The sequence below is a fragment of the Rhodococcus sp. GA1 genome (assembly GCF_024321955.1).
In the GTDB taxonomy this organism is placed as follows: Bacteria; Actinomycetota; Actinomycetes; order Mycobacteriales; family Mycobacteriaceae; genus Rhodococcus; species Rhodococcus pyridinivorans.
In genome coordinates, this window is the sequence record NZ_CP097186.1 from 4,858,558 (window position 1) to 4,884,123 (window position 25,566).

Below are 25,566 nucleotides of genomic sequence, written 5' to 3' on the forward strand. Positions count from 1 at the left end.
GTTTCACCTCACGAGGTTGTGTGTCGAGTTGAACAAGTACCCGCCTGTGTTGCTTCGTGAGTACGCCAGGCGGGAAAGGATCCAGTACGTCGCGCCGGAGACCACGACTGTGGGGATAGACGCCGTCAGATACTGGAATGGGGTCCGCGACAGGTATGTCACGGGGTTGAGCAGGTACAGGTAGAGCGCGACGCCCACAGCAACGGAGGTGAATGCGACCGGGTTGATGCCGCGCCAGTAGTGGTAACACGACTCGCGCGTGGTGTCGTACATTGCGGCGACCTCGTAACGTTGGCCGCGCAGGAGGAAGTAGTCGACGATCTGAATCCCGCACATTGGTGCGAACGCGATGGCCAGGAAGGCCAGGAACACGCTGAAGTTGTCGAAGACCTGACGGTGGAAAAGCCCGACCGACACGAGAATGGGAAGCGCCCCGACGAGCGTGGTCGACCTCCATCCCCAACTTCCGAAAATCGGAAGCTGACGCAATGCCAGTGTCGCGGAATACATTCCAACCGTCGTCGTGCCGAAGCTCGACACGATGATGAACCCCATCGCCACGATCCCGAAGGCGGTGCCTCCGAGCGCAACGATGAACTGCGTCGGGTCGCCGGCGGAATCCGGTACTGCGAGCCCGCCGTAGAATCCCGCCAGCGATCCAAGTCCGACACCGAGTCCGAGCGCGAACACGACTGGCCATAGCGAGGCGCGGGCGCTCTTGCCGTTTCGGACGATTGCACCTGTGTAGGCCCACCATGAGAGGTTCACCGAGATCAGCACTTCCAGGCCGCTGGCCCAGTTCGCTTTCGAGTCAGTGTTCGGGCCTGCCGGCGGCAGGGAAAACAATGTCGACCAGCCGGTGTGGGTGCCGATGAGCACGATGATGACGGCGGCAAGGACGATCACCACGACCGCGATGAGGCGGGTGAAGTCCTTCACCGAGGCTGCTCCGTTGCGGAGGATCAGCACGACCAACAGTGCGGCGACAACACCGGTCCCGCCGACCCAGCCCTGGGCCAGGTGCAGGCCCAGAGTGTCGGCGATCGACACCACCGACCTGCCCAGCAACACGATCAGGTAGATGTTCCACCCCGTGGTGGCCAGATAGATCAGTGCGACGGCGAAGTACTTCCCCCGTGTACCCAGCTGCGGCACCGTCGAGGTGACAGCGTCGAAACCGTACTTCGCCGTGACCGGCACGCAGGCCAGGGCGATGAACAGGATTCCGATCAGTGAACCGGCGATGATCGCCAGCGTTCCAGGCCGTGCGGACAGAAAGTACGACACGAAGCCGCCGATGATGAAACACCAGGTGGCCACGGCGGTCGCGGTCGCGGTGGAGAAGATCGAGTAGGTGCTCCAGGTTCGCTGTGAACGCACCAGCGGCCACCCGTTGTCGAGCGCGGCGGTGTCGGCCGGGAGGCTGGCCTCGTTGGCGCTGTCGTTCACGACACTGCTCCGATCACCATCAGCAGTGCGGGAATCATCACCGTGATTGCGACCAGCCAGAGGTAGTCGCTGGTCCGCAACGGGATCCCTTGCTGGTCGACGTCGTCGATTGCGTCGATCAGCTGGGCCAGACGGACGTCGGTGCCTGGCCCGCCCGTCACCGCGGACATCAGCCCTTCATTCCGGCTGCCGCGGGATCAACCACCGGGATCACCTCATGGCCGATCAGCTCCAGCGATTTCATGATGTTGTCGTGTCCGACACCGTCGATTCGCAGCAGCACCTCGTCGATGCCCATGGCCTCGAGCTTCTTGATCCGCTCGATGAAGTCGGCCGGCGTGCCGACCATTACCGATGGGCTGTACTCACAGAGCCAGTCCATGTCGTCCTGGTGCTCGATCAGCTGCTCGAGGGTGTCGAGGTAGGTGTAGCCGGGCTTCTTCGCCAGCGGGATGTAGAGATCGAGGATGAACTTGAAGTAGTCCATGGTGACCCGTCGGGCCACACTGCGCGCCTCCTCTCGGGACTCTGCACAGTAAGCGGTGGCGACGTAGAGACCACGGTAGTTGTTCGGTGCCAGTACCGCGCTGTGGTCGGCCTCGGCGAAGACCTGGTTGTAATCGTCGATGCATTCCTGCAGGTAGTCGAATCCGAAGTAGTTCTCGAAGGAAATGACTCCGATCCCCCGACGTGCGGCGTTGCCGTGGCTCTCGACGCTTGAGGCCGCGACCGACACCGGAGGGTGCGGCATGGTGATCGGCTTCGGGACGACCTCGACCGAGGGGATCTTCCACGTCGGCCCATCATGCTCGAGCCGCTCCTCGGTCATCGCCTTGAACAGCACGTCCATCGAGTCTTCCCACTGGGCGCGGGTGTCCTTGGGATCGACACCGAACGCACCGAGCGTGGTCAGGTTATTCGACCGCGCAGTACACACCTCGGCCCGTCCGCGAGAGACGATGTCGAGAGTGGCCAGACGCTCGGCCACCAGGATGGGATGGTTCCACTTGAGCATGACCGACGCCATCGTGCGTAGCTTGATGTTCTGCGTGCGCATCGCGATCGCCGAGTACAGAACCTCGGGCGCGGCGATGGAGAAACTTGGCGGGCTGAAGTGCTGCTCCGAGGTTCCCCACGTGGAGAATCCGAGGGTGTCGGCGAGAGCGACTTCTTCGATGAGTTGGTGGTAGCGATTCTCAACGGTAGTGCCGGTGAGATCACCCTCCTGCAGTAGACCGACTCGCATGACTATTCCTCCTCGTATGGATGGTGCTGTTGATGGTTGCGGGGACGGACCTCGCATGGCTGGTATTCGGTGCCGGTGGCCGTGGGTGTGGCCGGTCAACGGCGGTGAGGTTCCCCGTGTGACCTGGGACGGTGGGTCAGACCACGCCGGGAGGCGTGGGCATGCGCGAGATCAGCGGTTGGCTCCGCTGACGGGGATCCACCTAGGCCAGAGACATCCAGACCGTCTGGGTGTCGAGGTACTTGTCGAGTCCTTCGGGGCCACAGTCTCGGCCGATTCCGGAGCTCTTGAAGCCGCCGAACGGTGCCGCGGCGTTGTAGTCGGCGTAGGTGTTCACCCACACGGTGCCGGCGCGAAGGTTCTGCGCTACTCGATGTGCCTTGCGTGCATCGTCGGTCCACACGCCGGCAGTGAGTCCGAAGTCGCTGGCGTTCGCGCGAGTGAGCACCTCGTCTACGGAGTCGAAGGTCTGGATGGTCAGCACCGGACCGAAGATCTCCTCGCTGACAACGGCATCGGTGTCCTTTGGGTTGACGATGGCTGTCGGCTTCAGGAAGTACCCTTGGCCAAAGTTGGGGCGAGAGCCGCCGAAAGCGATCGTGGCACCGGTCGATCCGACCGAGGACACATACCCCTCCACCTTTTCGCGATGCTCACTCGAGACCAGGGGTCCCAGTGTGGTGTCGCGCTCCAGCCCGGGACCGATCACCAGGTTTGCGGCGTAGGACTCGATAATGTTCAGGACTTCGTCGAGTGCCGATGATTCGACCAGCAGCCGGGAGCCGCTGAAGCACACTTGTCCGGAGTAGAAGAACGCCGTCGTTGCGGCTGCGGTGGCGGCCTTGGTGAGATCGGCGTCGGCAAACACGATGTGCGGGTTCTTTCCGCCCAGTTCCAGCGACGAGTGCTTGAGAAGGCGCCCCGCCTCGGCCCCGAGGTGGCGACCGACTCGTTCGGATCCGGTAAACGAGATCTTGGCGACGTCGGGGTGCGACACCAATGTCTGTCCCGCCGTCGTACCGCGACCGGTCACGACGTTGACGGTGCCTGACGGCAGTCCCGCTTCTCGGGCCAACTCGGCCAGTCGCAGGGTAGACAGTGAGGTCAGTTCGGAGGGCTTGATGACAACGGTGTTCCCCGCGGCCAGAGCCGGTGCGATCTTGATCGCTGCCTGACAGAGCGGAAAGTTCCATGGCGTGATGGCCGCAACGACGCCGAGGGGTAGTTTGCGTGTGTACACGTGTGCGTCTGGCGTCGATACAGGAACCGTCTGCCCCGCGATTTTCGTCGGCCATCCGGCGTAGTAACGGAACTGTTCCACTGCCAAGGGCAGGTCTACGGCTTCGACGAAGCTCACCGGCTTGCCGCCTTCGAGGGCGTCATAGCCGGCAAGTTCGGCGGTGTGCTTCTCGATCAGATTGGCGAAGCGGTTCAGCAGGATTTCACGCTGTGCCGGCAGCATCGCCCCCCACTCCGACTCGAAGGCAGCCTTTGCCGAAGCGACTGCCTGGTCGACGGTATCCGGATCGGCATCGGCGATGGTGGTCAGCGTCGCGCCGGTCGACGGGTCGACGGTGGTGAAAGACTCGGTCGCGGTGACGATCTCCGCATCGCCGACCAATGACCCGTGTGGACGATGGGCGTAGTCGAGAACAGCGGACAAGGTGTCCTGCTGCAAAGTCGAAGTCATTTCGATACTCCTCGGGTGTTGAATAGCTTGCGGCGGAGGCCTACTGGGACGATGTCGCGAACATCCTCTGGCGGTGGTACACGACCGGAGATCGATCAGCGGCATGGTCGATCGCCAGAATGTTTCCCACCACGATCGTGTGATCCCCGCCCGGAGTCATCGACTCGACGGAGCACTCGAAAACGACGGTTGCCTCGTCAAATCTCGGGCATCCAGAGCCAGAAAGAGACCACTCGGTTTTTTCGAACTTCTCCTTACCCTTCCCGGCAAACGCCATCGCGACGTCCTGTTGGGACTCGGACACGATGTGAACCAGGAATCCTCGACCGATCTCCAATGCGGCCAGCGTCTCCGAGTTTGCATCCAGGCATACCAGCAGCATCGGCGGTGTCTTCGACAGCGAGGTGACCGCCGAGATCGTTGCGCCGTGCAACTCCCCTGTCGCCGACGTGGTGGTGACGATCGAGACCGCGGCCGGCAGGTCCGCCATTGCTGCACGAAACGCGTTCGGATCCACCGGTGGGTAGTGGTACGCGTCACTCCGGGAATTCATGGGAGGCACTGTATGCGCGAAAATCTGAACACGCAAGACCTGATTGCGAAGTAGTATGCCGCCAACCGGATTGTTTGCGTATTCGAGTGGTGCTCGGCCTGAGCGGCCAGCTTCCGCCCCGACTGCCCGCCGCATGCGAAGTTCGCCCCCAGCCGGACGTCGCCTCCAGCCCCTTGACAGGTGGATCAACCTGTAGAACACTGCGTGAAGTGCCACTGAACATAAGTGTTCAGTGGAGGTCGTAGGTGTGCACCAAAGGCGGATCATGGAAGAGGGAGCCAGTAACCGAAACCCGGCGACCAATGTGGTCGACGATCCGATCGGACCCCGAGTTCGCGAATTACGTGAAGCCCGACGCATGTCAGTGCGATCGCTGGCAGGTCACGCCGGTGTGAGTCCGAGCTTCCTCAGCCAGTTCGAACGCGGACAGTGTGATGCGAGCGTCGGTACCTTGCGGCGGATCTGCGCCAGCTTGGGGGTCACTCCTGCCGATGTGTTGGCCGGAATCGCCTCGACGGGATATCACCTAGCCCGCGTACACGAGCAACCCCAGATCCACGCCGCGGGAGGCACGCGAAAGTTTGTCCTGTCCCGAACCCCCTCCCTTGATGTCGAGATGTACCGAGGTGAGGTAGACCCAGGCTCGTGCACCAGCGAAGAACCGTATGTGCACGGCGATTCCACCGAGGTACTTCATGTCGTGCGAGGCGAGGTCACCTACGAACTCGGTGGTCGATCGATAGTGATGACCACCGGAGATTCGATCGAACACCGATCGTCAGAGCCACACCGACTGATCAACACCGGCGACGTTGTCGCCGAAATCATCTGGGTCGTCGCACCCCCAGTCTGACCAACATTCAACAGACGGTATCCCGTGAAGAGGATCGTCGATCCAGTCGCGCCTGACCGCTACTACCGTCCCGTTTCCGCGAATCGAATCGCTGAACATGGCTGCACCTGACTCCGCCATCAACTCCCACAACGGAAGGTCTCTCGATGCTGATCCGAATGGCGACCTGGGGCGCCAGGCCAGACACTGACGAGCTCGGTCGCTCGCTGTTGAGCGATGAAGGCGGTCCTATCTGGTACAGAAATCCGGTACTACTGAATGCCCGAATCCTGCAGAAGCGAGATAGCGCCGAACGAATGACGCTATCGGGGTGGCAGGATGCAGGGTCCCGCCAACGCTTCACACAGAGTCCCGACCTCCGGCGTATACAGGACCCATATCTGGAGTTTTACACGCCAGGCAGGCACCCGCGAGCTACCGAGTGGGAGGTTCTCGTCGGTGAATGATAGCCACGAATCCTCTCGCGGCGGCGCGGAACGAGATCCATCGAATACGGCTGATCAAGAACCAATCAGCAGTGAGTACGCCAGATCATGGCTTCTGGTGCCTGCCACACAGGCAGCGGAGCTGCCGTTGGTTACCGCAGACAGGCTTGTTCTCGATCTCGAAGACGGTGTCCCTATCGGACAGCGTTCCCACGCACGGCAGGTACTCCGGGGATGGGCCAACAACGGCGGTCAGGCGTGGGTGCGAATCAATCCTGCGACGACAGCGGACTGGTGTCACGACCTCGAGACGATCCAAGACTGCGTGGGCATCCGCGGTGTGGTGCTCGCCAAGACCGAGTATGGGAGCGAGATCGGCCGCACCACAGCCGCTTTGAACGGCTCGCGTGAGGTTATTGCTCTCATTGAAACAGCCGTAGGAGTGTTGAATCTTAGGGAGATCACCCAAGCTCGACCTACGCGTCTCGCCCTGGGCAGCGGCGACTTCAGCAGAGACACTCGCGCCAAAGACGGATCGCCTACTCTCACCGCGGCCCGAGTCGCGATGGTGTTCTCCAGTGCAGCCGCTGGGCTACCGGCTCCGATCGATGGCCCAACGCTCAGCGGCGACGAAGCCACGATCCTTCACCGCTGTAGTCAAGCCCGTGATTTGGGAATGGGTGGCAAGTTATGCCTACGTGATTCCGACGCGAAGATCGTCAACCGGGGTTTCTCACCATCACAGGATGAAATCTACGCGGCACTTCAGCTGGTGAACCAATCCGCCGATAAGGTCGATGGCAGCTACCCGCCACGACGAAAGCGTGCCCAGGCAATCCTCAACCACGCTGGTGCTCTCAACTTGCTTTGACCGTCCGATCAGATACAGATGACCGACGGGGCCCGACAGTCTGGATGATGGAGATCACCTGCGGCGGTGAGAGCGTAACAGTGATGAGGGCTCATCGAAGATGGATCTGGCGCGATTCTGGGGAGCTTCGCCAGCACGACGGAGTCCGAGCCAGTCCATAGTCCCACGACCGGCCCGAACCGCGCACAGTCGTCAGTCCAGGCGAGCACCGCGTCACGATGGGCGAATTCTGCGGGTCTGGCGCCCACCAACGTGGATCGTCGCCTGCGCGTTGAAGCAGCAGTCCTGGCACCTACCGACGCATGTCCCGTCCGACTGCCTAACCACACGGCTAGGCTGCGCCGCTATCCGCACCCCCTGTGGTCAAGTCCCGTGAGGTGGTGTACGACGTCGTCGCGTGATTCCTCGTCGGTGGATCAGGCGGTCAAGGCCGGTGTCACCTCCTCGGTGCCCTCGGTGACACTGTCGGCGGGCTTGCCGGTGCGGGAGCGGGCGAGTACGTCGAGGCCGAGGTAGCGGCGGCCTTCGATCCACTCGTCGTGCTGCTCGGCCAGCACCGCCCCGACGAGTCGGATCAGAGCGGTGCGGTCCGGGAAGATCCCCACCACGTCGGTCCGGCGGCGGATCTCCTTATTGAGGCGCTCCTGCGGATTGTTGCTCCAGATCTGTTTCCAGATCTGCTTCGGGAACGCGGTGAACGCCAACAGATCCGACCGGGCGGCGTCGAGGTGATCGGCCACCTTCGGCAGCTTCTCGGTGAGTGCATCGATGATTCGATCGTATTGTGCGTGAACGGAATCCGCGTCGGGCTGGTCGTACACGGAGTGCAGCAGTGTCTTCACCCAGGGCCACGACGACTTCGGTGTGACGGCCATGAGGTTCGTCGAGTAGTGGGTGCGGCACCGCTGCCAGGAGGCGCCGGGCAGGGTTGCGCCGATCGCCGCGACGAGGCCGGCGTGGGCATCGGAGGTCACCAACCGCACCCCGGACAGGCCGCGGGCGACCAACCCGCGGAAGAAGGTCAGCCAGCCGGCGCCGTCCTCGGCGGAGGTGACGTCCAGCCCCAGGATCTCGCGGTAGCCGTCGGCGTTGACCCCGACCGCGACCAGGGCGTGCACGTTCACCACCCGTCCGTTCTCGCGGACCTTGAGGACCAGGGCGTCGGCGGCGACGAACGTGTACGGGCCCGCATCGAGGGGTCGGTTCCGGAAGGCCTCGACCTGGGTGTCGAGGTCTTTCGCCATCACCGAGACCTGCGACTTCGACAGCGAGGTGATCCCGAGGGTATCGACGAGTTTCTCCATCCGCCGGGTCGAGACCCCGAGCAGGTAGCAGGTCGCAACAACCGAGGTCAGGGCTCGTTCGGCCCGCTTGCGCCGTTGCAGCAGCCAGTCCGGGAAGTACGAGCCGGACCGCAGCTTGGGGATGGCCACGTCGAGGGTGCCGACGCGGGTGTCGAAGTCGCGGTGCCGGTAGCCGTTGCGAACGTTGACGCGTTCGTCGGAGCGTTGGCCGTAGTCGGCGCCGCACAGGGCGTCGGCCTCGGCGCCCATCAGGGCGTGGATGAACATCGTCAGCAGCTCGCGCAGCAGGTCGGGGCTGGCGCCGGTGAGTCGGTCTTCGACAAGCTGGCGGAGGTCGATATCGTGGGCAGTGGTCATCGCGTGCTCTTTCGTCGAGTCGAGTTGGTAGCTCTCTCGAAGAATCACGCGGTGACCGTCTTTCGTCCGGTTACGACACGCCGGTCATCGGATCCGATCCGGCTCGTACACCATCCTGATGGACGCAACCCCCCCTGTTTTTGTGCTCGTCGGTAGTCAATCCCTCCAGTGAGCTGGGGCGACAGATCAGCATGTAGTCGTCGGCCACACGTGCAATGCGGTCCATCTACGCCCTCTACGTCGATGCCAGCACCGGCTCGCGTCCGCGGCCAGGTCCCTCGGATGTCGGTGGGGACTTTTAGCCTGCCTCTGTGATGCTGCGTGACGCCGATGGTGCTGGTTTGGGTTCGACGCCGACGGTGGTAGGCGGCACTCCGCCCGCGGCAGCTGTGTTGGCGGCCGAGTCGGCTGCTCTGGTGAGCGGGGCGGTGGGGGTATCGAAGTCGGAGAACACCCGGCGGGCGTACGTGTCGGACTGGAGGCGGTTCGAACGCTGGTGCGGCGCCTCGGGCCATCAGATGTTGCCGGCGGACCCACCGGCATCGCGCCGCCGGCTATACGGCGCCGGGGTCCGCGGAGGTGGTCGCGGCGACACTGTCGGGGATCCGCCGCACCTACGCTGCGGCCGGGGACCGCCCACCGAAACGTGTCGCCCCTTTGTTGGCTGAGGATGTGGTCGCGATCGTCACCGCCGCCCGCCAGTCCCCGACCTCGTGGGCGGGCCAGGTGTACGAACGCCGGGACAGTGCGCTGTTGTTGATGGGGTTCGCGGGCGCGTTCCGCCGCTCGGAGCTCTCCGGTTTGCAGGTCGGCGACATCACCAGACACCGGCACGACGGCCTGCATGTGCGGCTGGGGAAGTCGAAGACCGACCAGGACGGGGTCGGCACCATCCGGGCCCTGTCGTACACCGACTCGCACCGATCCTGTCCGCCGTGCGCGTATCTGCGGTGGCTGCAGGTCGTCGCCGCCTTCGACATCGGCGGCCGCCCCTCGGTGATCCGGCTCCTGCGCACTACCCCCGGTTTCGAGGGGCATGGGTGCCGGGGCGCCTGGCCCCAGACACCGGACAGGCTCGCGCCGGTGTTCCGGTCGGTGCGCCGCAACGGCAACCTCTCGACCACCGGGCTGTCGGGGGCGGCGATCCACAAACGGATCCGCCAACGGGCCGCCGCCGCCGGCTATGACTCGGTGCTGGTCGATCAGCTCGGTGGGCGTTCGCTGCGGGCCGGGTTCGTCACGCAAGCCTTCCGCAACGGCGCCGATGCGCACGCGATCATGCGGCAAACCGGGCACGCGAGCCCGGCCATGCTCGAGGTCTACGCCCGCAAGCATTCCCCCGACGCCACCGGGCACAGGGCCACCTCGCCGACACACTACCGCCTCATGTCAGCCGGGTACCGGTACGAACTCGTTCTTCGGCTGACCATCGACACCGGTGCTGTTTGACGATCCCTAACCAGCATGATTTCGAGTACAGGGCCAGAGCAGTGGTGAGACTTCGTTGCGCCGGGATGGACGCCCTGACTCTGGCAGTTGAAGTGGCTCCTGGTTCTTTGCAGCAGTCAATTCGTGGCCGAATCCGATGCTTGGCGGAGTAGGAACTTCGTGAGGTGAGCGCCCTACATCCGCGGTGCGCTGCTGATGGGCAGGTCGATGATGAACCGTGCCCCGCGGCCAGGGCCAGCACTGTCGGCGCGGATCCGGCCCTGGTGGGCCTCGACGAGTGCGCGGGTGATGGTCAGGCCGATTCCGCTGCCGCCGTGGCGGCGGTTGCGGGCGAGATCGGCTCGGTAGAAGCGGTCGAAGAGGTGATCGAGGTGTTCGGCGGCGATACCTTCTCCGGTGTCGGCGACGACGATCTCGGCGTGGGTGGGGTCGGTCTGGCGGCAGGTGATGGTGACGGTGCCCCCGTGGGGGGTGTGGCGCAGCGCGTTGTCGAGCAGGTTGCCCAGGACCTGCCCGAACCGGTCCGGGTCGACAGTGACCGGCACGGAGTGCTCGATGCAGGTCTCGAGGGTGACGCTCTTGTCGTCGTAGCGCGTGCGGACCGCCTCGGCGGCTGCGGTGATCAGGGTTGCGGTGTCGGTGGGGACCGGGATGATGCGGGTGAGATGTTCCTCGGCGCGGGAGACGGCGGTGATGTCCTGGGCGAGGCGGTCGAGGCGTTGGGTGGCGGCACGCAGGATTTGCAGAGTGTCCTCGTCCAGGCTGCGGACGCCGTCTTCGAGGGCTTCGAGGTAGGAGTCGAAAGTGGCGATCGGGGTGCGCATCTCGTGACCGAGGTCGGCGAGCATCCGGCGCCGGGTGGTTTCGGTGGCTTCGAGGCGGCGGGCGACTTCGTTGACGGTGACGGTGAGATCGTCGAATTCGCGGCCAAGTCCGGGGCTGTGCATGCGGGTGTCGTAGCGGCCGGCGGCGATCTGGGCGGTGGAGGTGGTCACCGCCGTCAGCGACCGTTGAACGCGCCGGGCGATGTACCAGCTCACCGCCAGGGACAGCAGCACCGCGATGGCGATGGCCAGTCCCCAGGCGAGGATGATCGCCCAGGTGAAGGCCTCTTCGACGTGATGGGCCTGGTTGGAGTTGTGGTCGATGCCGGCTTGACCGAGGTGATCGTGGAAGATGCCGGGTGCGAGCGCCGAGGCCACGATCCAGGCGCTGACGGCGCAGCCGAGCACCACCACGGTCAGGGCGAGGAACAGTCGGGTGCCGAAACTCGCGGTGTTGATGGTGCGGCGCAGGGACCCGCCTGGTGTGGACGATCGGGCGGTCATGATCCGGTGCCCATTCGGTAGCCGACACCGCGGATGGTGCGCACGTAGCGGCCGCGGGTGGCGTCGTCGCCGAGTTTGCGGCGCAGGTGCCCGATGTGCACGTCGACCAGGTGTTCGTCGCCGACCCAGCTCGGCCCCCATACCGCTTCGATCAGCTGGGTGCGGGTGAGCACCACTCCGGGATCGCGTGCCAGGGCGGCAAGGATGTCGAATTCGGTGCGGGTCAGGGCGATCGGCCGCCCGGCGACGGTGGCCTCGCGGCCGTCGACGTCGAGGGCCAGGTCCCCGAAGCGGTGTGGCTGCGCAACGGTCGCGGCGATGGTGGTGCGGGGACGGCGCAGCATGGCCTGGATGCGCGCTGTCAGCTCGCGGGGGCTGAACGGTTTGGTCATGTAGTCGTCGGCGCCGACGGACAGCCCGATCAGGGTGTCGATCTCCTCGGTGCGGGCGGTGAGCATCACGACGTAGGCGTCGGAGAAGGTCCGCAGTTGCCGGCACACCTCCACCCCGTCCAGGCCCGGCAGTCCGAGGTCGAGGACCACCACATCGGGATCGACCTGCCGGGCGAGGGGAACGGCCTCGGCGCCGTCGCCGGTGACCGCGACCTCGAAACCGTCCCGCTCGAGATAGGAGCCCACCAGATCCGCCAGTGACGGTTCGTCCTCGACGACCATCGCCCGCAAGCCGGTGGAGGGACGCGCCGGCGTCGCCGGGTCGCTGCCGGGTGCGGGTGGTCGAGCAGAGGAGGTCATGGGGTCCATCATCGCCAGCACCGTCGCGGTGCCGGTATCGCGGCGACGCGACAGGGAGTTTCTTGAGCAAATCTTCATACGACCTCCATCGAACCTGTGGGGTGGGAACCCGATGCTGAAGCTACGAAACCGAGGGATGGAGACGATCATGATGGGCTGGGTCGGTGACATCGGTTGGGCGGGATGGACCGTCATGGCCGTGTGCATGCTCGCGTTCTGGACGGTGGTGATCTATCTGGTGGCCGTCATGTTCCGCGCCGACCGTACGAGCGGTCCTGCTGGCATCGAGCATGAGGGTGATCCGCTGCGGATGCTCGAAGAGCGGTTCGCCCGAGGCGACATCGACTCCGATGAGTTCGTCGCCCGGCGGCAGGTATTGACGCAGACCGGCAACCTCGCTGCGATTGCTGATCGGCGAGGGCAGGTCCGTGGGTAGATTGACCCGCCGAGCCTTCCTGATCGGCTCGATGCTGACCGGTGCCGGAGTCCTGGCGGCCTGTTCCGGGGCGGGGGCGGCGACCGGCGTGCCGGTGGCCGCCACGTCACCGGTGGTGCGTCGTCTCGAGCAGCAGCGACGTGTCCCGGGCCAGCAGGTGGTCTCGGCCCGGTTGACGCCGCGTCCGGTCGAGGTGGACCTCGGGGGACGCATCGTGTCCACCTGGGCCTATGACGATCAGGTGCCGGGACCGCTGATCCGTGCCCGAGCCGGGGATCTCCTGCGGGTGGAGGTCGACAACCAGCTACCAGCGGAGACGAGTGTGCACTGGCACGGGCTGGCGTTGAGCAACGACATGGACGGTGTTCCCGGGCTGACCCAGGACCCGATCGCCACCGCAGACCGATTCGTCTACGAGTTCACCGTCCCTCATGCGGGCACGTACTTCTATCACTCGCATTCGGGTCTGCAACTCGACCGCGGGCTCTACGGTGCGCTGATCATCGATGATCCGGCCGAGCCGGGCGACTACGACCACGAATGGATCGTGGTGCTCGACGACTGGCTCGACGGCACCGGCCGCACCCCCGACCAGGTGGCCCGCGAGCTCGGCATCGGCAGCGGAGCAGGAAACGGTGACGGCGCCGCGATGGGCACGATGGACCACGACGCCACGGACATGGACATGGGTGGGGAAACGATGTTCTCCCCGCTGCTCGGGGGCGCCGGGGACGTGCGCTATCCCCACTTCCTGCTCGGCGGGCGCGTGCCCGAAGATCCGATGGTCTGGACCGCCGCACCCGGACAACGAGCACGGATCCGGTTCGTCAACGCCGCCGCCGACACCGCCTTCCGGGTCGCGTTGGGTGGACACCGGATGACGGTCACCCACACCGACGGTTTCCCGGTCGTACCGCAGGACACCGACGCAGTGCTCATCGGCATGGGTGAGCGTGTCGACGTACTCGTCACCCTCGACGACGGGGTGTTCCCGCTGTTCGCTCAGGCCGAGGGCAAGACCGGGCACGGGCAGGCCGTGGTGCGCACCGCCTCTGGCGAGCTGCCACCACAACCCCGTCCCGACGAGCTCGATCGGCGGGTACTGCTCGGCACCGACCTTGCGCCACGGGAGTACGTGCGGCTGACCGAACGTGATCACGATCTGTACCACAGCGTGGACATGGGCGGCACCATGTCGCCGTACCGCTGGACCCTCAACGGTCGCGCCCACCCCGACAGTGCACCGCTGACCGTCAACGAAGGGCAACGGGTGCGCATGCGGATGCGCAACATGTCGGACATGTTCCACCCCATGCACCTGCACGGACACACCTTCGCGCTCACCGATACCGGACTGCGCAAGGACACCGTCACCATCGGGCCCATGCGCACCGTCGAGATCGAATTCGACACCGACAACCCCGGTCAATGGGCGTTGCACTGCCACAACGCCTATCACCAGGAAGCCGGAATGATGACCACCGTGTCCTACCTGGCGTGACCTGGGTCCTGCCGACCGGCGAGGCCGAACTGGGCCATCACGATGCCTGTGCTCGTTCGAGAAAGGAACACACCCTGATGAACAAGAAGACCCTTGCTGCCGGCGTCACCGCCCTGGCGGTGGTGTTCACCGCCGCTGCCTGCAGCGACTCCGACACCGGCACCACGGCCGCGACCTCGACCTCGCCAGCTTCGGCGAGCACGCCCACCGAACAGACCGCGGCACACAACGATGCCGATGTGATGTTCGCGCAGATGATGATCCCGCACCACAGTCAGGCCATCGAGATGAGCGACATGATCTTGGCCAAGGACAACATCCCCGCCGAGGTCAGTGCCTTGGCCGAGCAGATCAAGGCCGCGCAGGGTCCGGAGATCGACCAACTCGAGTCCTGGCTCGATCAGTGGGGTGCACCCACCTCGATGCCCGACGGGGCTCACGACATGCCCAGCATGGACGAGGACATGGGCATGGATGGGATGAGCGACGGCATGAGCGGGATGGACGGGATGATGAGCGACGAGGACATGCAGGCACTATCGGATGCCCAGGGCACCGACGCGGCCCGCCTGTTCCTCAAGCAGATGATCACCCACCACGAAGGCGCCGTCGAGATGGCACGGACCGAGATCGCCGAGGGACAGTTCCCCGAGGCGGTGGTGATGGCCCGCAGCATCGTCGAGACCCAGCAGCAGGAAATCGAGACGATGCGCCAACTGCTCGACACCCTCTAACGCACCCCGCTCACCCCCGTCGGCCGCCCCAGACAGGAGCTTTTCGATGTCGCACCCGGAACACCGACACTCCCATCCGGCACCGGCCGGACACGATCACGGCACCTCCACACAGAGCCCGCCGCCCGACGCGGAAGATGCGCATGCCGGGCACGGCGAACACCTCGCCCACCTCGGCGGGTCCGCCGAACACACCGGGCACGGCGGCCACGACCGGCACGCCGGGCACGGCGCGCACGGGGAGATGTTCCGCCGCCGCTTCTGGGTGTCGCTGATCCTGTCGATCCCGGTCGTGGGGTTCAGCCACATGGTCGCCGAGCTGCTCGGCTATCCCATGCCGGACTTCCCCGGGGCCATGTGGATTCCGCCGGTGCTGGGCACGGTGATCTTCGCCTACGGCGGCATGCCGTTCCTCACCGGCGGCTGGGCCGAACTGCGTTCGCGCCGCCCAGGAATGATGCTGCTGATCGCGATGGCCATCAGCGTCGCCTTCGCCGCCTCGTGGATCACCACGCTCGGCCTGGGCGGCTTCGACCTGGACTTCTGGTGGGAGCTGGCGCTGCTGATCGTGATCATGCTGCTCGGGCACTGGCTCGAGATGCGTGCCCTCGGTTCGGCCTCGGGAGCGCTCGACGCGCTGGCGGCGATGCTGCCCGACACCGCCGAGAAGATCACCGACGACGGCACCGAGGAGGTGCCGCTGTCGGAGTTGACCCTCGACGACGTGGTGCTCGTGCGGGCCGGGGCCCGCGTCCCGGCCGACGGCACGGTCGTCGACGGGCGCGCAGAGGTCGACGAGTCGATGATCACCGGCGAATCGAAGACCGTTACCCGCGAGAGCGGTGACACGGTGGTCGCCGGCACCGTCGCCACCGACAGCGCCCTGCGCGTACGGATCACTGCCATCGGTGAGGACACCGCCCTGGCCGGCATCCAACGCATGGTCGCCGACGCTCAGGCCTCCTCCTCGCGGGCACAGGCGCTGGCGGACAAGGCCGCGGCGTTCTTGTTCTACTTTGCCGCCATCACCGGGCTGCTCACCTTCGTGGTGTGGGCGTTGCTCGGCAACGTCGACGAAGCGGTGGTGCGCACGGTCACCGTGCTGGTCATCGCCTGTCCCCACGCCCTGGGGTTGGCGATCCCGCTGGTGATCGCGATCTCCACCGAACGCGCCGCCAAGGCCGGGGTGCTGGTCAAGGACCGTCTCGCCCTCGAACGCATGCGCACCGTCGAGGTGGTGCTGTTCGACAAGACCGGCACCCTGACCCAGGGCCAGCACCAGGTCACCGGCGTCGCGACCGCCGATGGGATCGGCGAGTCGTATCTGCTGGCCCGCGCCGCCGCGGTCGAAGCCGACAGTGAACATCCCGTCGCGCGTGCGATCGTGGCCGCAGCGGACACCGGTGTCCCGACGGGCGAGAAGATCACCGCCACCGACTTCCGGTCGTTGCCCGGCCGTGGCGTGCGCGCGGTCGTCGACGGCACCGAGGTCACCGTCGGCGGCCCCGCGATGCTCACCGACCTGGCGTTGTCGGTACCCGAGGAGGTCACCGCCGTCACCGAACAGTGGGTGCAGCGCGGAGCGTCGGTGCTGCACATCGCCGAAGGTGGTCGGGTGCTCGGTGCCGTGGCGCTCGAGGACGCGGTCCGGGAGGAGTCCCGCCAGGCGATCGACGCCCTGCACGCCCGCGGAGTCAAGGTCGCGATGATCACCGGTGATGCCCGGCAGGTCGCCGACGCCGTCGCCGCCGATCTCGGCATCGACGAGGTCTTCGCCGAGGTGTTGCCCGAGCACAAGGACGCGAAGGTCACCGAACTGCAGCAGCGCGGGCACAAGGTCGCCATGGTCGGCGACGGGGTGAACGACGCCCCGGCCCTGGCCCGCGCCGACGTGGGGGTGGCGATCGGTGCCGGTACCGATGTGGCGATCGAATCCGCCGGGGTGGTGCTGGCGGCGAACGATCCGCGGGCGGTGCTGTCGATCATCGAGCTCTCCCACGCCAGTTACCGGAAGATGTGGCAGAACCTGGTGTGGGCGACCGGCTACAACATCATCGCTGTGCCCCTGGCCGCCGGTGTGCTCGCCTTCGTCGGGGTGGCGATCTCCCCGGCGGTGGCCGCGGTGCTCATGTCGGTTTCGACCATCGTCGTTGCCCTCAACGCACAACTGTTGCGCCGCCTCGACCTCGACCCCGCCCACTTAGCCCGCACCTGACCTGCGTGGCCCTGCCCCAGAGAGAAAGTTCTTCTGCGTCCATGTGGATATCGTTCGCGCGCCCCTGCCGGGGTGTGCTCGTCGCCGCTGCCCTGACCGTGCTCGTCGGATGCTCGACCCAGCAGCCCGCTACGACACCGACCCGATCGGGGTCTGTCCCGACCGCGGAGGTGCCCGCGGTGGCATTGACCCCTGCCCTCGATCACCTGCACGGGTTACACCTCGGTGCCGACGGCACGATCCTGGCCGGCACTCACACCGGCCTGGTCACCCTCGGCGTCGACGGGCGCACCACCCGGGTCGGCACCTCCGACGACGACTTCATGGGACTGACCGGGGTGCCCGGCACCGATCGGCTCTTCGCCTCCGGACATCCCGGACCGTCGAGTTCGGCACCGAACCCGCTCGGACTGATCGACAGCATCGACGGCGGACGGACATGGACCCCGAAATCCCTGACCGGAGAGGTGGACTTCCACGCCCTGGCCACCGACGGGACGGTGCTCGTCGGCTTCGACGGAACCACCGGACTGCTGGTCTCCACCGACGCCGGCACCACGTGGAGTTCGGGAGCCCCGCTGGCCGCCGCAGCACTGGCTGTCACCGACAGCGGTGTCTGGGCGGCCACCGCCGAGGGGCTGCAGCACAGCACCGATACCGCCCGCACCTTCACCACCATTCCCGAGGCCCCCACACTGGTATTGCTCTCCGCCGCCGGTGACGGATCCCTGTGGGGTGTCGACACCGACGGTGTCGCCTGGCGCAGCCACACCGGTCGAAATTGGGAACAGAAGGCAATGGTCGGTCCGGTCGAGGCGTTGCTGGCCGTCGATGCCGACACCGCCTATGCCGCCACCGCGCACGATCTCTACACCCTCGAGTGACCCGATACTGCCGAGCGCGGTCCCACCACTCGGCGCCGCCGACCGAGGGGACCGGTACCAAGTGCACCTCGCCTCGGCATCGGTCGCGGGAGGGGCTCAGCCGGCGGTTTCGGGTTGATCGGACAATCCCAGGCGCAGGTGCTCGCTGTGGTAGACGGCCTCGTCGAGAAGTTGGGCGACGTGGTTGTCGTAGAGGCTGTAGACGATGGAACGGCCCGCTCGGGTGCCGACAACCAAGCCGAGATTGCGGAGCAGGCGAAGCTGGTGGGAGACCGCGGACTGCTCCATTCCGACGGCCTCGGCCAGTTCGGTGACCGGGCGCGGGCCGTGGCGCAGTTCGGTGAGGATCAACAATCGGCTCGGCGTCGCCAAGGCCTGCAAGGTGGTGGCGACATGGGCGGCGGACTCGGCGTCCAGCCGGGCGGCCGGGCGGTCGCGGCCCTCGATTCCGTGTCCCATGACCGCGGAGCCTACCCCGAAATCAATACATGAAGACCTCTTCATTTGTTCTGTTATCGTGGTTCGCATCTGTTGTCTGTCGCCCTGGAGGTGACCTGTGGTCGCACCGACCGCCACATCCACCCATCCGCATCCGACGCCCCCGTCGACAGCGGTACGCCGTACGACCCTGTTCGAACTCACCGAGGTCCGCTGGGCCGGCGCAGCCCTCGTCCTGTTCCTCCTCGGTCTGATCGCCCAGTTCGCCGGTGCGCCGACCTGGACATGGTGGGCGCTGTATCTGGCCTGCTACGCCGCCGGCGGCTGGGAACCCGGCGCGGCCGGGATCCGGGCGCTGCGGGACAAGACCTTGGATGTGGATCTGCTGATGGTCCTCGCCGCGATCGGCGCGGCGGCCATCGGGCAGATCACCGACGGCGCACTGCTGATCGTCATCTTCGCTACCTCCGGCGCGTTGGAAGCATGGGCGACCGCCCGCACCGAGGACTCGGTGCGCGGACTACTGGAGCTCGCCCCGGAGACCGCCACCCGCCTCGATGCCGACGGCCGGGAACACTCGGTTGCCGCGGCCGAACTCGAGGTCGACGACCTGGTGCTGGTGCGCCCCGGGGAGCGGATCCCGGCCGATGCGACGGTCATCGGCGGGGGCAGCGAGGTCGATCAGGCCAGCATCACCGGCGAGCCCCTGCCGGTGGACAAGACCGCCGGGGACGAGGTGTTCGCCGGGACCGTCAACGGCACCGGTGTCCTGCGGTTGCGGGTGGTTCGCCGGGCCGCCGATTCGGTGATCGCCCGCATCGCCACTTTGGTCGAGGAGGCCGGCCGCACCAAGGCCACCACGCAGTTGTTCATCGAGAAGATCGAGCAGCGCTACTCGGTGGGCATGGTCGCGGTGACCCTCGCGGTGTTCACCATCCCACTGCTGTTCGGCGAACCGCTCGAACGTGCACTGGTGCGGGCGATGACATTCATGATCGTCGCGTCCCCGTGTGCGGTGGTGCTGGCAACGATGCCACCGCTGCTGGCTGCCATCGCCAACGCCGGCCGCCACGGGGTGCTGGTCAAATCCGCCGTGGTGATGGAACAGCTCGGCACCGCCACCCGCCTCGCATTCGACAAGACCGGCACCCTGACCCACGGCACCCCCGAACTCGTCCGGATCGAGGCGGTGGACCCGCGAGTCGACCCCGACGAAGTGCTGCGGTGGGCGGCCGCTGCCGAACACCCCAGCGAGCATCCGCTCGCCGCGGCGATCATGCGCGCCGCACATACCCGCACCCTGACCTGGCCGGCAGCACAGCAATTCACCGCACTGCCGGGCCGCGGGGTCTCCGCCCTGATCGACGACCACATCGTCACTGTCGGCGCCCCGGCCGCGCTGCTCGAACGACACAGCACCCACACCCCCGCCGTTACCGTGGTCGAGGACTTCCAGAACCAGGGTTACACCGCGGTGGTCGTCACCCGCGACGATCATCCCGTCGGGGTGCTGGGCCTGACCGACACACTGCGCCCGCAGGCAGCGATCGCCGTGGCCGCCACTCGGGCGCTCATCGGCACCGCCCCCACGCTGCTGACCGGCGACAATCCGGTCGTCGCCGCACGGCTCGCCGCCGAGGTCGGCATCAGCGAGGTACAGGCCGGGCTGCTGCCCGACGACAAGGTCGCCGCCGTACGCGCGCTGCAGGCCGACGGAGAAAAAGTTGTCGTCGTCGGCGACGGCATCAACGACGCCCCCGCGCTGGCCGCTGCGCATGTCGGTATCGCCATGGGCGGCGCCGGATCGGACCTGACCTTGCAGACCGCCGACGCGGTCGTCGTCCGCGACGACCTCACCACCATCCCCACGGTGATCCACCTGGCACGGCGGGCCCGACGCGTGGTCATCGCCAACCTCGCCATCGCCGCCTCGGTCATCGCGGCCCTGGTGACCTGGGACCTGGTCGGCACCCTGCCGTTGCCGCTGGCGGTGGCCGGCCATGAAGGCTCCACCATCCTCGTCGGCCTCAACGGACTGCGGCTGCTGCGAGAGACCGCATGGCGCCGTGCTGTCCGCACAGGCTGACACGGTCCCGCGGCACACGTGTGACCTCGCCACCGGTGGTGATCTGGCCGAATCCACCTTCGGCGCTCACCCAACCCGGCCGTGCGGGACAGCACGGTCGAACCCGAACGCCGCGGAACGATCAGCCCTTCGCTGCGTCGGCGCTCGCACAGTTCATTACGGGCGAAGCGTTTCCGCAGGGCGTGACTGCCGGACTGTGGTCACCCCACCTCTACTGCAAATGCCGATACAGCGTCGTACGACCAACCCCAAGAATCTCCGCGATCTCGACCTGACTCATTCCGTTGTCGCGCATCAACTTCGCCTGCTTGATCTTCTTCGCCGTCATCTTCGGCGGCCGGCCCCCGACCCGGCCCCGAGCTCGGGCCGCTGCAAGTCCGGCCGAGGTGCGTTCACGGATGAGGTTGCGCTCGAACTCGGCGAGCGCACCGAAGATCGAGAAGATCAGCTTGCCGCCGGCCGTGGTGGTGTCGATCGACTCGGTCACCGACCGGAACCCGATGCCCCGTTCCTCGAGATCGGTGACCACCTGAAGCAGATGCGGCAGGGAGCGGCCGAGCCGATCGAGCCGCCACACCACCAGGGTGTCGCCAGCCCGCAGGTGCGAGAACAGGTCGTCGAGTTGCGGCCGGGCGGTCGTGGCACCGCTGGCGGTCTCGGTCCAGATCCGCGAACACCCCGCCGCCCTCAGCGCGTCGCTCTGCAGATCGAGGGTCTGATCGGTCGTCGAGACCCTCGCATAGCCCAAAAGTTCGCTCACAAGCTCGCAGTGTTCCATAACTCGCCGACAAGGCTGGTTTTGAACCAGAGGTTTTAGACATGGGTTTCGGAACAGTTTGTGGCTTCGTTCGCTTGGTGGCGGGGTTTTTGCAGCGCTCCGTGGCGGTCTTGTTGCCGCGATCGCACAGGACTGGCTGCAGGTAGGTGTCGCGGTCTGAACCGAGAGGGGTGCGCCCGGTCGGGGCCGTTTGGATCGCTGCCGCTACGTCAGAGTCCGAAGGCTCCGCCGCTGACGAGGATCACGATGCCGAGGCCGATGAGAACGATGGGGAAGAGGATGTGCTCCCAGCGTTCGAGCACTTCGGCGATCGGGGGGCGGGTGGCGACGAACTTTGCCAGGGCCACCAGGGCCGCGACGAGCGCGAGGAAGACGATGCAGTAGGCGACTACTGCGAGAGGTTCCACGCTGAGGAAGACAGGGGTGTAGACGCCGATGTTGTCGCCGCCGTTGGCAAGGGTGACGCCTGCGACTGTCCACACGCCGACCTTCTTGCCGGCAACCTTGGCCTCGTCGTCATCGTCGTCATCGTCTCCGCGCCAGGCCTGCCATGCGGCCCAGAGGCCGAGGCCCAGAGGGATGAGACCGAAGTACGGGATGGCTGCCGAGGGCAGGAATGCTCCGGCACCGATGGTCACCAGGACCGCGGCACCGAGGATGCCGGCGAATCCGAGGTACTGGCCGGCCAGAATGCGGGCGGTAGTGCCGCGCTGGCCTGCCCCTCGCGCGAAGAAGAGGGAGAGCACGATGATGTCGTCGATGTTGGTCGCTGCGAACAGGCCCATCGCCTGCAAGACCGAGGTGAGGATCATGCGCCCTCCCCAGCTGCGTCGCATCCGGGAAGCGAGCAGGCGGGATCGATGCACGGGGCGTCTTCGTCCACTGCCAGGGTGGCATCGACCAGTGCCGTCAGCGCCTGCGCCAGGTGCGAATCGGCGATCTCATATCGTGTCCGACGACCCTCGGGCTCGGAGACGACGATCCCGCAATCGCGCAGGCATGCCAGGTGGTTGGACACGTTCGGGCGTGTCAGGTCCAGATCTCGGGCCAGTTCCGCCGGGTAAGCGGGATGGTCGAGCAGGGTCAAGATGATCCGGGATCGAGTGGGGTCGGCCAGTGCACGACCCAGGCGGTTCATCACGTCGAGACGCGAAGCAATAGTCAGCATGAACTGAACTATACAGCGCGTACTGAACACTCGTTCACAGGCGTCAGCCCAGATCGCATGCCCGTAAGGGGAACCCTCACCGGACACCACCGCTACTTATCGAGAGGAACGACGGCACGCCTGGCGGGCTGTCCCGTAAGACCCGTCCGGTGAACTGTCCGGTGAAGGGAGGCTATATGACACACTGGGGAGCATGTCCCCCTTGAAGGTCGGCTATGCCCGAGTCTCCACCGACGAGCAGGACCTGACCGCGCAGCGTGACGGACTCGCGGCGTTCGGCGTCGATCCCAAGCGCATCTACGTCGATCACGGGCTCACGGGCCGCAACGCCGACCGTGAGGGCCTGCAGCAGGCGCTGGCAGCGTGTCGGGACGGCGATACATTCGTGGTCACCAAGCTCGATCGGCTGGCGCGTTCGGTCCGTGATGCCCACCAGATCGCCGACGACCTCGCGGCGCGGGAAGTGAAGCTGAGCATCGCCGGATCGGTGTACGACCCGACCGACCCGATGGGGAAACTGTTGTTCAACGTGCTGGCGATGGTCGCCGAATTCGAAGCCGACCTCATCCGTGCCCGCACCCGCGAGGGGATGAAGGTCGCCAAGGCCAAGGGCCGGCTGCGCGGGAAGTCACCGAAACTCACCCCCCGGCAAGAAGCTCACCTCGTCCAGCTACATGCCGCCGACGAGCACACTGTGGGCGAGCTGGCCGAGCTGTTCAGCGTGGGCCGCTCGACGGTCTACCGCGCCCTTCAGCGCGCCGAGCGCGGGCGCGAGAACGCCTTGCAGTAGGTGCGTCGTGGACGCTCGAGCGCGGTGGCGAATCCTCAGGCTCCACGTCGAGGACCAGGTGCCCCTCGCGCGCTTAGCTCGCGAGACCGATGTTGGGCTGCGGACCCTGGAGCGCTGGCACGCCCGCTACCGCGCCGACGGCTACGCCGGACTGGAGACAGCCTCGCGAGCGGACACCGGCTCCCGCCGCCTTCCGCCCGACCTCGTCCACCTGATCGAGGGCCTGGCACTGAGCAAGCCGCGGCCGGCCATCGCCACCATCCACCGCAAAGTCACCGGCATCTGCGCCGCCCGGAGATGGCCGGTCCCCTCCTACTCGGTGGTGTGGGACATCGTGCGGACCCTGGATCCCGGCATGGTCACCCTCGCCCTGGAGGGCGCAGCGTCCTACCGCGACAAGCACGAGCTGGTGCTACGCCGGCAAGCAGAGCTGCCCAACGCGATGTGGCAATCCGATCACACCATGCTCGACATCCTGGTGGTGGGCACCGACGGCAAGCCCGCACGGCCATGGCTGACAACGATCCTCGACGACTGCTCCCGGGCGGTCTGCGGCTACACAGTCTTCCTGGGCGCACCGTCGGCGATGAACACCGCCCTGGCGCTGCGCCAAGCGATCTGGCACAAGACCGACCCGGCCTGGCCGATGTGCGGCCTGCCCGACGTGCTCTACGTCGACCACGGCAGCGACTTCACCAGTGACCAGCTCGCCCACACCGCCGTCGACCTCCACATCCGACTGATCCACTCCACCGTCGCCCGACCCCAGGGACGGGGCAAGATCGAGCGGTTCTTCGGCACCATCAACACCGAGCTACTCGCCACCCTGCCCGGACACATCACCGAAGGGCACCCCTGGCCGACACCGAAACTGTCCCTGGCCGCCCTCGATAGCGCCCTGGAGGCGTTCGTGGCCACCTACAACGACCGCACGCACAGCGAGCTCGGAACCTCCCCGCGCAGCGCGTGGATCGCCGATGGCTGGCTGCCCCGAATGCCCGAGAGCCTGGAAGACCTCGACAGACTGCTGTTGACCGTCGCCAAGACCCGCGTCGTGCGCCGCGATGGCATCCGCTTCCAGGGCCTGCGCTACGTCTCGCCAACTCTGGCCGGCTACGTCGGACGCTCGGTCGTGATCCGCTACGACCCCCGCGACATCACCGAGATCCGCGTCTTCGATCACGACGAATTCGTCTGCAAGGCCGTCAACCAAGAGCACCACGACCAGAAGGTCAGCCTCAAGGAGATCCAGGCCGCGCGCAACGCCCGCCGCCGGGCGCTGCGAGCCGGCATCAACGAACGCATCGCCCTCGTGGCCGCACCTACCGAGACGCCACGGATCACCGAAGCACCGGCTCCGGCGCCGAGGTCCGCGTTGAAGATCTACAAGGAGGACCTCAGGTGAGCCAGCGCTTCATCGTCACCAAGGAGCACCGCCGCTTCACCGAGTTCGCCGACGCCGTGCGCCGCGGGCACACCATCGGTTTGTGCTTCGGATCAGCCGGCGTAGGAAAGACACTCTCCGCGCGCCGCTACGCACACGACGAGAAGGCTCATGACCTGCTGACCTACTGGGGGCCGCGCTCCGACAACGACGCCAAGATCTACGCCGCCTTGAACCGGAGCCGCACCGTGCTCTACACCCCCAGCGTGCTGACCACCCCGCGGACCCTGAAGGACGAGCTGACCCAAGCCATCACCCGCACCAACATGTGCATCGAGCAGCACCTCGTACCTCCCGGCACGGCCACTCCCGAGGCCTGGGGATGGCGACACGGCAGGAACTACGTGGAGCTGATCATCGTCGACGAGGCCGAACGACTGCGTCCCGCCGCTCTGGAACTGCTGCGCGATCGCTACGACCGCGACGACATCGCCCTGATCCTGATCGGCATGCCCGGCCTGGAGAAGCCGTTCAGCCACTACCCCCAGTTCTACAGCCGAGTCGGCTTCGCCCACCAGTACCGGCCCCTGGGACAAGACGAACTGCTGTTCGTCCTCGAGCGACACTGGCGATCCCTCGGCAAGACCCTCGACCCCGACGACTTCACCGACGCCCAAGCCATCGCAGCCATCGCACGGATCACCCGCGGCAACTTCCGGCTCCTCGAACGCCTCTTCCCCCAGATCCAGCGGGTCCTGAAGATCAACGAACTCGACACCATCACCAACGACGTCATCGAAGCCGCACAGAGCACCCTGGTCATCGGTGTCACCTGACCCCGCCACGAAGCGACCGAAGAACCCCGCCATTCAGCA

The 25,566-nt window shown here is 66.2% G+C and carries 23 protein-coding genes and 1 pseudogene; 12 read left to right on the plus strand and 12 right to left on the minus strand.

The features are described from left to right. Positions 1-3: 3 nt before the first annotated feature. The 5 genes from M3330_RS22650 to M3330_RS22670 form a co-directional block, all read right to left on the minus strand. Positions 4-1,449, minus strand: a complete 1,446-nt coding sequence (locus M3330_RS22650) for a cytosine permease (protein ID WP_006553253.1) — start codon at positions 1,447-1,449, stop codon at positions 4-6. Continuing rightward, a complete protein-coding gene (locus tag M3330_RS22655; RefSeq protein WP_170318536.1) occupies positions 1,446-1,619 on the minus strand; it encodes a hypothetical protein in 174 nt (57 codons plus the stop codon). Before M3330_RS22655 ends, M3330_RS22650 begins: the two co-directional genes overlap by 4 nt. Continuing rightward, positions 1,619-2,794 (minus strand): LLM class flavin-dependent oxidoreductase, encoded by a 1,176-nt coding sequence (locus M3330_RS22660; RefSeq protein WP_255026425.1) that lies wholly within the window; start codon positions 2,792-2,794, stop codon positions 1,619-1,621. The genes M3330_RS22655 and M3330_RS22660 overlap by 1 nt, the downstream gene beginning before the upstream one ends. A gap of 103 nt (positions 2,795-2,897) precedes the next feature. Further along, the gene (locus tag M3330_RS22665) at positions 2,898-4,385 is read right to left on the minus strand and encodes an aldehyde dehydrogenase (RefSeq protein ID WP_006553251.1); all 1,488 of its coding nucleotides are present in this window, start codon (positions 4,383-4,385) and stop codon (positions 2,898-2,900) included. A 40-nt stretch (positions 4,386-4,425) separates the two neighbouring features. Next, on the minus strand, positions 4,426-4,938 hold the full coding sequence (locus M3330_RS22670) for a flavin reductase family protein (RefSeq protein WP_170318535.1): 513 nt from the start codon (positions 4,936-4,938) through the stop codon (positions 4,426-4,428). Positions 4,939-5,296: 358 nt separating this feature from the next. Here M3330_RS22670 and M3330_RS24565 point away from each other — a divergent pair, with 358 nt between their 5' ends. Beyond that, a complete protein-coding gene (locus M3330_RS24565) occupies positions 5,297-5,791 on the plus strand; it encodes a helix-turn-helix domain-containing protein (protein ID WP_369683126.1) in 495 nt (164 codons plus the stop codon). A gap of 438 nt (positions 5,792-6,229) precedes the next feature. Next, a complete protein-coding gene (locus M3330_RS22675) occupies positions 6,230-7,087 on the plus strand; it encodes a CoA ester lyase (protein ID WP_006553248.1) in 858 nt (285 codons plus the stop codon). Positions 7,088-7,503: 416 nt separating this feature from the next. Here the strand turns inward: M3330_RS22675 and M3330_RS22680 are convergent, their stop codons facing one another. Further along, complete coding sequence (locus M3330_RS22680) at positions 7,504-8,748, minus strand: IS256-like element IS1164 family transposase (RefSeq protein ID WP_255026428.1); 1,245 nt, start codon at positions 8,746-8,748, stop codon at positions 7,504-7,506. Positions 8,749-9,062: 314 nt separating this feature from the next. On the opposite strand from M3330_RS22680, the pseudogene M3330_RS22685 reads away from it, so the two are divergent. Then, positions 9,063-10,089: pseudogene (locus M3330_RS22685) on the plus strand (integrase); the annotation flags it as partial. A gap of 281 nt (positions 10,090-10,370) precedes the next feature. Here the strand turns inward: M3330_RS22685 and M3330_RS22690 are convergent. Continuing rightward, positions 10,371-11,525 (minus strand): cell wall metabolism sensor histidine kinase WalK, encoded by a 1,155-nt coding sequence (locus tag M3330_RS22690; RefSeq protein ID WP_255026430.1) that lies wholly within the window; start codon positions 11,523-11,525, stop codon positions 10,371-10,373. Then, on the minus strand, positions 11,522-12,199 hold the full coding sequence (locus M3330_RS22695) for a response regulator transcription factor (RefSeq protein WP_033098383.1): 678 nt from the start codon (positions 12,197-12,199) through the stop codon (positions 11,522-11,524). The genes M3330_RS22690 and M3330_RS22695 overlap by 4 nt, the downstream gene beginning before the upstream one ends. A gap of 76 nt (positions 12,200-12,275) precedes the next feature. On the opposite strand from M3330_RS22695, the gene M3330_RS22700 reads away from it, so the two are divergent. The 5 genes from M3330_RS22700 (at position 12,276) to M3330_RS22720 (ending at position 18,047) form a co-directional block, all read left to right on the plus strand. Beyond that, positions 12,276-12,713 (plus strand): SHOCT domain-containing protein, encoded by a 438-nt coding sequence (locus tag M3330_RS22700; protein WP_225623907.1) that lies wholly within the window; start codon positions 12,276-12,278, stop codon positions 12,711-12,713. Next, complete coding sequence (locus M3330_RS22705) at positions 12,706-14,214, plus strand: multicopper oxidase family protein (protein ID WP_303627220.1); 1,509 nt, start codon at positions 12,706-12,708, stop codon at positions 14,212-14,214. Before M3330_RS22700 ends, M3330_RS22705 begins: the two co-directional genes overlap by 8 nt. Positions 14,215-14,291: 77 nt before the next feature. Further along, the gene (locus M3330_RS22710) at positions 14,292-14,948 is read left to right on the plus strand and encodes a DUF305 domain-containing protein (protein ID WP_230810838.1); all 657 of its coding nucleotides are present in this window, start codon (positions 14,292-14,294) and stop codon (positions 14,946-14,948) included. Positions 14,949-14,994: 46 nt separating this feature from the next. Next, complete coding sequence (locus M3330_RS22715) at positions 14,995-17,163, plus strand: copper-translocating P-type ATPase (protein WP_255026435.1); 2,169 nt, start codon at positions 14,995-14,997, stop codon at positions 17,161-17,163. 41 nt (positions 17,164-17,204) lie between these two features. Continuing rightward, on the plus strand, positions 17,205-18,047 hold the full coding sequence (locus tag M3330_RS22720) for a F510_1955 family glycosylhydrolase (RefSeq protein ID WP_006554866.1): 843 nt from the start codon (positions 17,205-17,207) through the stop codon (positions 18,045-18,047). Between the two features lie 96 nt (positions 18,048-18,143). Here the strand turns inward: M3330_RS22720 and M3330_RS22725 are convergent, their stop codons facing one another. Then, the gene (locus M3330_RS22725; RefSeq protein WP_006554865.1) at positions 18,144-18,506 is read right to left on the minus strand and encodes a metalloregulator ArsR/SmtB family transcription factor; all 363 of its coding nucleotides are present in this window, start codon (positions 18,504-18,506) and stop codon (positions 18,144-18,146) included. 97 nt (positions 18,507-18,603) lie between these two features. On the opposite strand from M3330_RS22725, the gene M3330_RS22730 reads away from it, so the two are divergent. Then, positions 18,604-20,571 carry a heavy metal translocating P-type ATPase gene (locus M3330_RS22730; protein ID WP_052040155.1) on the plus strand — a complete coding sequence of 656 codons (1,968 nt, stop codon included), beginning with the start codon at positions 18,604-18,606 and terminating at the stop codon, positions 20,569-20,571. A gap of 211 nt (positions 20,572-20,782) precedes the next feature. Here M3330_RS22730 and M3330_RS22735 read toward each other — a convergent pair whose 3' ends face one another. From M3330_RS22735 to M3330_RS22745, 3 genes are all read right to left on the minus strand, one after another. After that, positions 20,783-21,331, minus strand: coding sequence for a recombinase family protein (locus tag M3330_RS22735; RefSeq protein WP_065996229.1), 549 nt, complete (start codon positions 21,329-21,331; stop codon positions 20,783-20,785). A gap of 227 nt (positions 21,332-21,558) precedes the next feature. After that, a complete protein-coding gene (locus M3330_RS22740; protein WP_255026438.1) occupies positions 21,559-22,161 on the minus strand; it encodes a cadmium resistance transporter in 603 nt (200 codons plus the stop codon). Continuing rightward, positions 22,158-22,517 carry a helix-turn-helix transcriptional regulator gene (locus M3330_RS22745; protein WP_006590980.1) on the minus strand — a complete coding sequence of 120 codons (360 nt, stop codon included), beginning with the start codon at positions 22,515-22,517 and terminating at the stop codon, positions 22,158-22,160. Before M3330_RS22745 ends, M3330_RS22740 begins: the two co-directional genes overlap by 4 nt. Before the next feature lie 193 nt (positions 22,518-22,710). Here M3330_RS22745 and M3330_RS22750 point away from each other — a divergent pair, with 193 nt between their 5' ends. Genes M3330_RS22750 through M3330_RS22760 form a run of 3 tightly spaced genes read left to right on the plus strand, consistent with a single transcriptional unit; the run spans position 22,711 to position 25,527 of the window. Further along, entirely contained in the window at positions 22,711-23,307 is a 597-nt protein-coding gene (locus tag M3330_RS22750; protein WP_064441666.1) for a recombinase family protein, read from the plus strand. Between the two features lie 7 nt (positions 23,308-23,314). Continuing rightward, positions 23,315-24,712: a Mu transposase C-terminal domain-containing protein gene (locus tag M3330_RS22755; protein WP_082937603.1), complete on the plus strand. Its 1,398-nt coding sequence runs from the start codon at positions 23,315-23,317 to the stop codon at positions 24,710-24,712. Continuing rightward, entirely contained in the window at positions 24,709-25,527 is an 819-nt protein-coding gene (locus M3330_RS22760; protein ID WP_064851817.1) for an AAA family ATPase, read from the plus strand. The genes M3330_RS22755 and M3330_RS22760 overlap by 4 nt, the downstream gene beginning before the upstream one ends. The last annotated feature ends 39 nt before the right edge of the window (positions 25,528-25,566 follow it).

Bases quoted from the DNA above. Each gene is read 5' to 3' on its own strand.
- M3330_RS22665 (WP_006553251.1), bottom strand. From the start codon at position 4,385: ATGACTTCGACTTTGCAGCAGGACACCTTGTCCGCTGTTCTCGACTAC.
- M3330_RS22655 (WP_170318536.1), bottom strand. From the start codon at position 1,619: ATGTCCGCGGTGACGGGCGGGCCAGGCACCGACGTCCGTCTGGCCCAG.
- M3330_RS22715 (WP_255026435.1), top strand. From the start codon at position 14,995: ATGTCGCACCCGGAACACCGACACTCCCATCCGGCACCGGCCGGACAC.
- M3330_RS22690 (WP_255026430.1), bottom strand. From the start codon at position 11,525: ATGACCGCCCGATCGTCCACACCAGGCGGGTCCCTGCGCCGCACCATC.
- M3330_RS22720 (WP_006554866.1), top strand. From the start codon at position 17,205: ATGTGGATATCGTTCGCGCGCCCCTGCCGGGGTGTGCTCGTCGCCGCT.
- M3330_RS22750 (WP_064441666.1), top strand. From the start codon at position 22,711: ATGTCCCCCTTGAAGGTCGGCTATGCCCGAGTCTCCACCGACGAGCAG.
- M3330_RS22740 (WP_255026438.1), bottom strand. From the start codon at position 22,161: ATGATCCTCACCTCGGTCTTGCAGGCGATGGGCCTGTTCGCAGCGACC.
- M3330_RS24565 (WP_369683126.1), top strand. From the start codon at position 5,297: ATGTCAGTGCGATCGCTGGCAGGTCACGCCGGTGTGAGTCCGAGCTTC.
- M3330_RS22680 (WP_255026428.1), bottom strand. From the start codon at position 8,748: ATGACCACTGCCCACGATATCGACCTCCGCCAGCTTGTCGAAGACCGA.
- M3330_RS22745 (WP_006590980.1), bottom strand. From the start codon at position 22,517: ATGCTGACTATTGCTTCGCGTCTCGACGTGATGAACCGCCTGGGTCGT.
- M3330_RS22700 (WP_225623907.1), top strand. From the start codon at position 12,276: ATGGGGTCCATCATCGCCAGCACCGTCGCGGTGCCGGTATCGCGGCGA.
- M3330_RS22695 (WP_033098383.1), bottom strand. From the start codon at position 12,199: ATGGTCGTCGAGGACGAACCGTCACTGGCGGATCTGGTGGGCTCCTAT.
- M3330_RS22710 (WP_230810838.1), top strand. From the start codon at position 14,292: ATGAACAAGAAGACCCTTGCTGCCGGCGTCACCGCCCTGGCGGTGGTG.
- M3330_RS22725 (WP_006554865.1), bottom strand. From the start codon at position 18,506: ATGGGACACGGAATCGAGGGCCGCGACCGCCCGGCCGCCCGGCTGGAC.
- M3330_RS22670 (WP_170318535.1), bottom strand. From the start codon at position 4,938: ATGAATTCCCGGAGTGACGCGTACCACTACCCACCGGTGGATCCGAAC.